Origin of the sequence: Klebsiella sp. HMSC16C06 (assembly GCF_001808325.1) — a bacterium.
GTDB lineage: Bacteria > Pseudomonadota > Gammaproteobacteria > Enterobacterales > Enterobacteriaceae > Klebsiella > Klebsiella variicola.
In genome coordinates this window covers 1-7,180 of record NZ_KV793010.1, presented here as the reverse complement: position 1 = coordinate 7,180, position 7,180 = coordinate 1, and the positions used below count along the sequence as shown (strand labels likewise).

General features: G+C 62.4%; 9 protein-coding genes. 8 read left to right on the top strand and 1 reads right to left on the bottom strand.

Annotated elements, in window-relative coordinates; genetic code table 11:
- The first annotated feature begins 297 nt into the window (after nt 1-297).
- A complete protein-coding gene (locus HMPREF3142_RS16930) occupies nt 298-693 on the top strand; it encodes a lysozyme inhibitor LprI family protein (RefSeq protein ID WP_060876092.1) in 396 nt (131 codons plus the stop codon).
- Here the strand turns inward: HMPREF3142_RS16930 and rutR are convergent.
- Entirely contained in the window at nt 690-1,328 is a 639-nt protein-coding gene (gene rutR, locus HMPREF3142_RS16925) for an HTH-type transcriptional regulator RutR (RefSeq protein ID WP_004204508.1), read from the bottom strand. The genes HMPREF3142_RS16930 and rutR overlap by 4 nt on opposite strands.
- Nucleotides 1,329-1,613: 285 nt before the next feature.
- Here rutR and rutA point away from each other — a divergent pair, with 285 nt between their 5' ends.
- The 7 genes from rutA to rutG are packed head-to-tail and all read left to right on the top strand — an operon-like array spanning nt 1,614 to nt 7,036.
- Complete coding sequence (gene rutA, locus HMPREF3142_RS16920) at nt 1,614-2,705, top strand: pyrimidine utilization protein A (RefSeq protein WP_004204507.1); 1,092 nt, start codon at nt 1,614-1,616, stop codon at nt 2,703-2,705.
- Nucleotides 2,705-3,415 (top strand): pyrimidine utilization protein B, encoded by a 711-nt coding sequence (gene rutB / locus HMPREF3142_RS16915; RefSeq protein ID WP_023339874.1) that lies wholly within the window; start codon nt 2,705-2,707, stop codon nt 3,413-3,415. Before rutA ends, rutB begins: the two co-directional genes overlap by 1 nt.
- A complete protein-coding gene (gene rutC / locus HMPREF3142_RS16910; RefSeq protein WP_012542267.1) occupies nt 3,408-3,800 on the top strand; it encodes a pyrimidine utilization protein C in 393 nt (130 codons plus the stop codon). Before rutB ends, rutC begins: the two co-directional genes overlap by 8 nt.
- Nucleotides 3,797-4,600 (top strand): pyrimidine utilization protein D, encoded by an 804-nt coding sequence (gene rutD, locus HMPREF3142_RS16905; RefSeq protein ID WP_023339873.1) that lies wholly within the window; start codon nt 3,797-3,799, stop codon nt 4,598-4,600. Before rutC ends, rutD begins: the two co-directional genes overlap by 4 nt.
- Nucleotides 4,597-5,187, top strand: coding sequence for a malonic semialdehyde reductase (locus tag HMPREF3142_RS16900; protein WP_002898814.1), 591 nt, complete (start codon nt 4,597-4,599; stop codon nt 5,185-5,187). The genes rutD and HMPREF3142_RS16900 overlap by 4 nt, the downstream gene beginning before the upstream one ends.
- Nucleotides 5,188-5,197: 10 nt before the next feature.
- The gene (rutF, locus tag HMPREF3142_RS16895) at nt 5,198-5,692 is read left to right on the top strand and encodes an NADH-dependent FMN reductase RutF (protein WP_012968592.1); all 495 of its coding nucleotides are present in this window, start codon (nt 5,198-5,200) and stop codon (nt 5,690-5,692) included.
- A gap of 21 nt (nt 5,693-5,713) precedes the next feature.
- Nucleotides 5,714-7,036, top strand: coding sequence for a pyrimidine utilization transport protein G (gene rutG, locus HMPREF3142_RS16890; RefSeq protein WP_070612239.1), 1,323 nt, complete (start codon nt 5,714-5,716; stop codon nt 7,034-7,036).
- The last annotated feature ends 144 nt before the right edge of the window (nt 7,037-7,180 follow it).

Below are 7,180 nucleotides of genomic sequence, written 5' to 3'. Positions count from 1 at the left end.
CAACGAGGTAGCCCGGATAAGGCGCTGTGCGCCGTCATCCGGGAAATCGGCGCTGTGATCATCCCCGGTGGCGCTGCGCTTACCGGGGCTACCTGTCTCATGGCACGGGGCGGCCAGTATTGTAGGTCGGGTAAGCGTAGCGCCACCCGACAACATAACAATACAACGAGGTAGCCCGGATAAGGCGCTGTGCGCCGCCATCCAGGAGAGCGGCGCTGTGATCAGCTAATGACAGCCAACGTCAGCTGTGTTTAATTAAGGCTCCCGGACGGGAGCCTTTTTTATGGGAGCAGAACAATGAAACGCACGTTATTTGCCGTGATGGCCCTGCTGGCCAGCGGCGCGGCGCTGGCGGACGAGTGCAGCAACGCCAATACCCAAACCGAAATGAATCAGTGCGCGGCCGCGCAGTATCAGGCGGCCGACAAAAAGCTGAATGACACCTGGCAGCAGGCCCTGCAGCGGGCGGAGGGTAAACAACAAACATTACTGAAGCAGGCGCAGCAGGCATGGATCGCCCTGCGCGACGCCGATTGCGCCTTTCTCGCGTCCGGCGCCGAAGGCGGCAGCATGCAGCCGATGCTGGTAAGCCAGTGCATGACCGATAAGAGCGTGGAGCGGGAGTCTTTCCTCGCCTCGCTGCTGCAGTGCGAGGATGGCGATCAAAGCTGCCCGCTGCCGCCGGCCAATTAACGGACGCGAATGCCTTCGATAATCATCCGCTGGACATTATCGACCGTTTGTTCAAAAAAGGCCGCATCCTGCAGCGTGGCGCCGGTGACCGCCTCCACCTGGGTGGCGAAGTCGGCGTAATGCTGGGTGGTGGCCCAGATCATAAAGATTAAATGCTGCGGATCGACCGGCGCCAGCTTGCCGCGGTCGATCCAGCCGGAGACAATCGCCGATTTCTCATCGACCAGCGCTTTCAGGTCCCCGGTCAGTTCGCCCATCAGCAGCGGCGCCCCCTGCAGCATCTCGAGGCAGAAGAGCTTCGAGGCCTGGGGGTGATCGCGGGACACCTCCAGCTTCAGGCGAATATATTCACGGATCGCCACCAGCGGGCTGATATCCTCACGAAACGCCTTCAGCGGCGCCAGCCAGATGGCGAGGATCTGCTGCAGGACAGCCACATACAGCGCCTCTTTCGAAGGGTAGTAATAGAGCAGATTGGTTTTCGATACCCCGGCGCGCTCAGCCACCTGCTCCAGTCGCGTACCGTGAATACCAAATTGCGAAAATGCCTCCAGCGCGGCGGCCAGGATGGCCTCCTTTTTGGCGCTGACCGCTTGTGAACGTTTGCCGTTTTTCTTCACCGCGCCCTGTGCCATACATCCTCTCCTTCAGTTGACGCCACCAGCATAGCAAAAGCCCCGCGCCGACACGACCCCGTGCACCCTGATTGCGCATGACTGCCGTTTTTTCGTGCACTGATTTTGACCATCCAGTCCACTTTTTTATCGTCCTTTTTAGCAACTCAAAAGTAACACATTAATAACATTAGCATTTATAAAACTGGCATCGCGTTTGCTTTAGCTCTTCTGCGAGGTGGTCCAGGGAGAGGCAGGATGCCGCACCACCGCAACTCCATCTTCCATGACTGCAGAGAGGTAGGTATGAAAATTGGTGTTTTCGTTCCCATTGGCAACAACGGCTGGCTGATTTCCACCCATGCCCCGCAGTATATGCCGACCTTCGAACTGAATAAGGCTATCGTGCAGAAGGCCGAGCACTACCATTTCGACTTCGCGCTCTCCATGATCAAGCTGCGCGGCTTCGGCGGGAAAACTGAATTCTGGGATCACAACCTGGAGTCCTTCACCCTGATGGCCGGCCTGGCGGCGGTGACCTCGAAGATCCAGATCTACGCCACCGCCGCCACCCTGACGCTGCCGCCGGCGATTGTCGCCCGAATGGCCTCCACTATCGACTCCATCTCCGGCGGCCGGTTTGGCGTCAATCTGGTGACCGGCTGGCAAAAACCGGAATATGACCAGATGGGCATGTGGCCGGGAGATGACTATTTCGCCAGCCGCTATGACTATCTCACCGAATACGTTCAGGTGCTCCGTGACCTGTGGGGCACCGGGCGCAGCGATTTCAAAGGTGATTACTTCACCATGAACGACTGCCGGGTCAGCCCGCGCCCTTCGCAGCCGATGAAGGTGATCTGCGCCGGGCAGAGCGATGCCGGTATGGCCTTCTCCGCCCAGCACGCGGACTACAACTTCTGCTTTGGCAAAGGAGTCAACACGCCAACGGCCTTTGCCCCAACCGCCGCACGCATGATGCAGGCGGCGGAAAAAACCGGCCGCGACGTGGGGTCCTATGTGCTGTTTATGGTGATCGCCGACGAAACCGACGAGGCGGCGCGCGCCAAATGGGAACATTACAAAGCGGGCGCCGATGAAGAAGCGCTGGCGTGGCTCACCGAGCAGAGTCAGAAAGACACCCGCTCCGGCAGCGATACCAACGTGCGCCAGATGGCCGACCCCACCTCGGCGGTCAACATTAACATGGGCACCCTTGTCGGATCGTATGCCAGCGTCGCGCGGATGCTCGATGAAGTGGCGAGCGTGCCCGGCACCGACGGCGTGCTGCTGACCTTTGATGATTTTCTTGCCGGCATCGACGCCTTTGGCGAACGCATTCAGCCGCTGATGCGCTGCCGGGACCACATTGCTCCTGTTACCCGTGAGGTGGCCTGATGATTACCCTTCCCGCTCGCCCAGAATCCCTGACCTTCGCGCCGCAGCAGAGCGCGCTGATTGTGGTCGATATGCAGAATGCCTACGCCAGTCAGGGCGGTTATCTGGATCTCGCCGGCTTTGACGTCTCCGCCACCCGGCCGGTTATCGACAATATTAATACCGCCGTCGCCGCCGCCCGCGCCGCGGGTATGCTGATTATCTGGTTCCAGAATGGCTGGGATGACCAGTATATTGAAGCTGGCGGCCCGGGCTCGCCGAACTATCACAAGTCCAACGCGCTGAAAACGATGCGTCAGCGTCCGGAGCTGCAGGGCAAGCTGCTGGCGAAAGGCGGCTGGGATTATCAGCTGGTGGATGAGCTGACGCCGCAGGAAGGCGATATCGTGTTGCCGAAACCGCGTTACAGCGGCTTCTTTAACACCCCGCTCGACAGCATTTTACGCAGCCGCGGCATACGCCACCTGGTGTTCACCGGGATCGCCACCAACGTCTGCGTCGAATCGACGCTGCGCGATGGCTTCTTTCTCGAATACTTCGGCATCGTGCTGGAGGATGCCACCCATCAGGCCGGCCCGGCCTTCGCCCAGCAGGCGGCGCTGTTCAATATTGAAACCTTTTTCGGCTGGGTCAGCGACGTCGAGAGCTTCTGCCACGCGCTGTCCCCCGCCACCCCGCTGTCTTTAGCCAAGGAGAAACGTTATGCCTAAACAGGTGATTATTCCGCCAGGCACCACCACGCCGATTGCCCCCTTTGTTCCGGGAACCCTCGCCGACGGGGTGGTCTACGTCTCGGGCACCCTGCCGTTTGATAAGCAAAACAATGTGGTGCACATCGGCGACCCAAAGGCGCAAACCCGCCACGTGCTGGAGACCATCAAGAGCGTTATCGAAACGGCGGGCGGGAGTATGGCGGATGTGACTTTCAACAGCATCTTTATCACCGACTGGACAAATTACGCCGCGATTAACGAGGTCTACGCCGAGTTCTTCCCCGGCGATAAACCGGCCCGCTTCTGCATTCAGTGCGGACTGGTGAAGCCTGATGCGCTGGTGGAAATCGCCAGCGTCGCCCATATCGGCGCCCCGACATGATGAGGCTCAATATTGCTCCAGCCCCATGGCCCGGCGCGCCGGTGGTGGTCCTCAGCGCCGGTTTAGGCGGCGGCGGCGGCTACTGGCTGGCGCAGCGCGCGGCGCTGGAGGCACAGTATCAGCTGGTGAGTTATGACCATAACGGGACCGGGGAAAACGCCGGCCCGCTGCCCGCCGACTACAGCATGGCGACGATGGCCCAGGAGCTGCTCAGCGCCCTGCAGGCGGCGGGGATCACCCGCTTTGCGCTGGTGGGCCACGCCCTGGGGGCGCTGATTGGCCTGCAGCTGGCGCTCGATCGCCCCGAGGCGGTGAGCGCCCTGGTGCTGGTCAACGGCTGGCTGACGCTGTCGCCACACACCCGCCGCTGCTTCCTGGTGCGCGAGCGTCTACTGCATGCCGGCGGCGCGCAGGCGTGGGTTGAAGCGCAACCGCTGTTTCTCTACCCGGCGGAATGGATGGCCGCGCGCCTGCCGCGCCTCGAAGCGGAAGATGCGCTTGCCATCAGCCATTTTCAGGGCAAAGAGAATCTGCTGAAGCGGCTGCAGGCTCTGAAGCAGGCTGATTTTTCACGCCGTGCGGCGGCCATCGCCTGCCCGACGCTGATTGTCAGCGCCGCTGACGACCTGCTGGTCCCGGCCTCCTGCTCCCGCGTGCTGCAGGCGGCGATCCCCGGCAGCCAGCGTGTGGAGATGCCGTGGGGCGGCCATGCCTGTAACGTCACCGACGCCGATACCTTTAATACCATTTTATGCGACGGGCTGGCCGCTATGCTGCCGGTCGCCAGGGAGATCCGATGAACGACGCGATAAACCACACGGCCTGCGAGACGCTGTTTACCCAGGCCCGGACCCATAACGGCTGGCTCGATAAACCGGTGAGCGACGCGCAACTGCAGGCCGTCTGGGACCTGATGAAAATGGGGCCCACCTCCGCCAACTGTTCGCCGGCGCGCATCGTGTTCGTGCGCAGCGCGGAAGGCAAAGAGAAGCTCCGCCCAACGCTCTCCAGCGGCAATCTGCAGAAAACCATGCAGGCGCCGGTGACCGCCATCGTGGCATGGGATAGCGCCTTCTACGACCGGCTGCCGACCCTGTTTCCCCACGGTGACGCCCGCAGCTGGTTTACCTCCAGCCCGCAGCTGGCGGAAGAGACCGCGTTTCGCAACAGCTCGCTGCAGGCGGCGTACCTGATTTTCGCCTGCCGCGCGCTGGGCCTCGACACCGGGCCGATGTCCGGTTTTGACCGGGAAAAAGTCGACGCGGCGTTTTTTGCCGACAACGGCTGGAAAAGCAACCTGCTGGTGAACATCGGCTATGGCGACCCCGGCAAGCTGTATGGTCGCCTGCCGCGTCTGTCCTTTGATGAAGCCTGCCTGCTGGCATAAGGAGTTGGCGATGGAGTTAGCGGACAAAGCGAGTTTTCGTGACGCCATGGCCCACGTCGGCGCCGCGGTTAACATTATTACCACCGATGGCCCGGCGGGCCGGGCGGGGTTCACCGCCAGCGCGGTCTGCAGCGTTACCGACACGCCGCCGACCCTGCTGGTCTGCCTGAACCGCTCGGCCTCGGTGTGGCCGGTGTTCAGCGAACACCACACGCTGTGCGTCAATACCCTGGCGGCCGGACAGGAGGCTCTGTCGACGCTGTTTGGCGGTAAAACGGCAATGGACGAGCGCTTTGCCGCCGCCGACTGGCAGACCGGCGCCACCGGCTGTCCGCGGCTGGAGGCGGCGCTGGTCAGCTTCGACTGCCGCATCGACCAGCGCGTCAGCGTCGGCACGCACGACATCCTGTTTTGTCACGTCGTGGCCATTACCCGTCACCCGGAGCCCCGGGGACTGATGTGGTTTGACCGCGGTTATCACACGCTTATGCGACCCGCTTGTTAACCTTTAACCCGGGATATCATCATGGCACTCTTCGATTTTCCTCGCTGGAAGTTGACCTCCCCCGCCGCTGAGTCCGGCGTTGTCGCCCCCGATGAACGCTTGTCGGCCGGGCAAACGCTGGTGATGGGCGTGCAGCACGCCGTTGCGATGTTCGGTGCGACGGTGCTGATGCCGTTGTTGATGGGGCTCGACCCCAACCTGTCGATTCTGATGTCGGGCGTCGGCACTCTGCTGTTCTTTGTCGTCACCGGCGGACGGGTGCCGAGCTATCTCGGCTCCAGCGCCGCTTTTGTCGGGGTGGTGATCGCCATTACCGGCTTTAACGGCCAGGGGCTGAACCCTCATCTGAGCGTCGCCCTTGGCGGGATCATCGCCTGCGGGCTGGTTTACACCCTGATTGGTCTGGTGGTGATGAAGATCGGCACCCGCTGGATCGAGCGCCTGATGCCGCCGGTGGTGACCGGCGCGGTGGTGATGGCAATCGGCCTGAACCTGGCGCCGATTGCCGTGCGCAGCGTGTCCGCCAGCGCCTTCGACAGCTGGATGGCGGTGTTGACCGTGCTCTGCATCGGCATAGTCGCGGTATTTACCCGCGGGATGCTGCAGCGTCTGCTGATCCTGGTCGGCCTGATCGTTGCCTGCGCACTGTACGCCCTGCTGGCTAACGGCTTTGGCCTTGGCAAGCCGCTGGACTTCTCCCCCCTCGCCCAGGCGGCGTGGTTCGGGCTGCCGCACTTTACCACCCCATCCTTTAACGGTCAGGCGATGATGTTGATTGCGCCGGTCGCGGTGATCCTGGTAGCCGAGAACCTCGGGCACCTGAAGGCCGTCGCCGGGATGACCGGGCGCAATATGGACCCGTACATGGGGCGCGCCTTCGTCGGCGACGGGCTGGCGACCATGCTCTCCGGCTCGGTGGGCGGCAGCGGGGTCACGACCTATGCGGAGAACATTGGCGTCATGGCGGTAACCAAGGTCTATTCGACGCTGGTCTTTGTCGCCGCCGCGCTGATCGCGATGCTGCTCGGCTTCTCGCCGAAGTTTGGCGCATTAATCCACACCATTCCCGGGCCGGTGATCGGCGGCGCCTCGATCGTGGTCTTTGGCCTGATCGCGGTCGCCGGGGCGCGGATCTGGGTGCAAAACCGCGTCGACCTCAGCCAGAACAGCAATTTGATCATGGTGTCGGTGACCCTGGTGCTGGGCGCTGGCGATTTCGCGCTGTCGCTGGGCGGCTTTACGCTGGGCGGAATTGGTACGGCCACCTTCGGGGCGATCCTGCTGCACGCGCTGCTTCATCGCGGGACGCGCGAGGCGAAGGAGGCCAGGGTAGCGCCGGTGTAAGCCACATTAGCGCGGCGTTGGCGCGTGGGCCTGGGTGGTGTGAGCCTGTAGGCCGGATAAGGCATTTATGCCGCCATCCGGCACCGCCACGGGCACGGAGCCTGACCGCCCGCTGGCGCGGGCCGACTGACCGTCAGGGCTGGA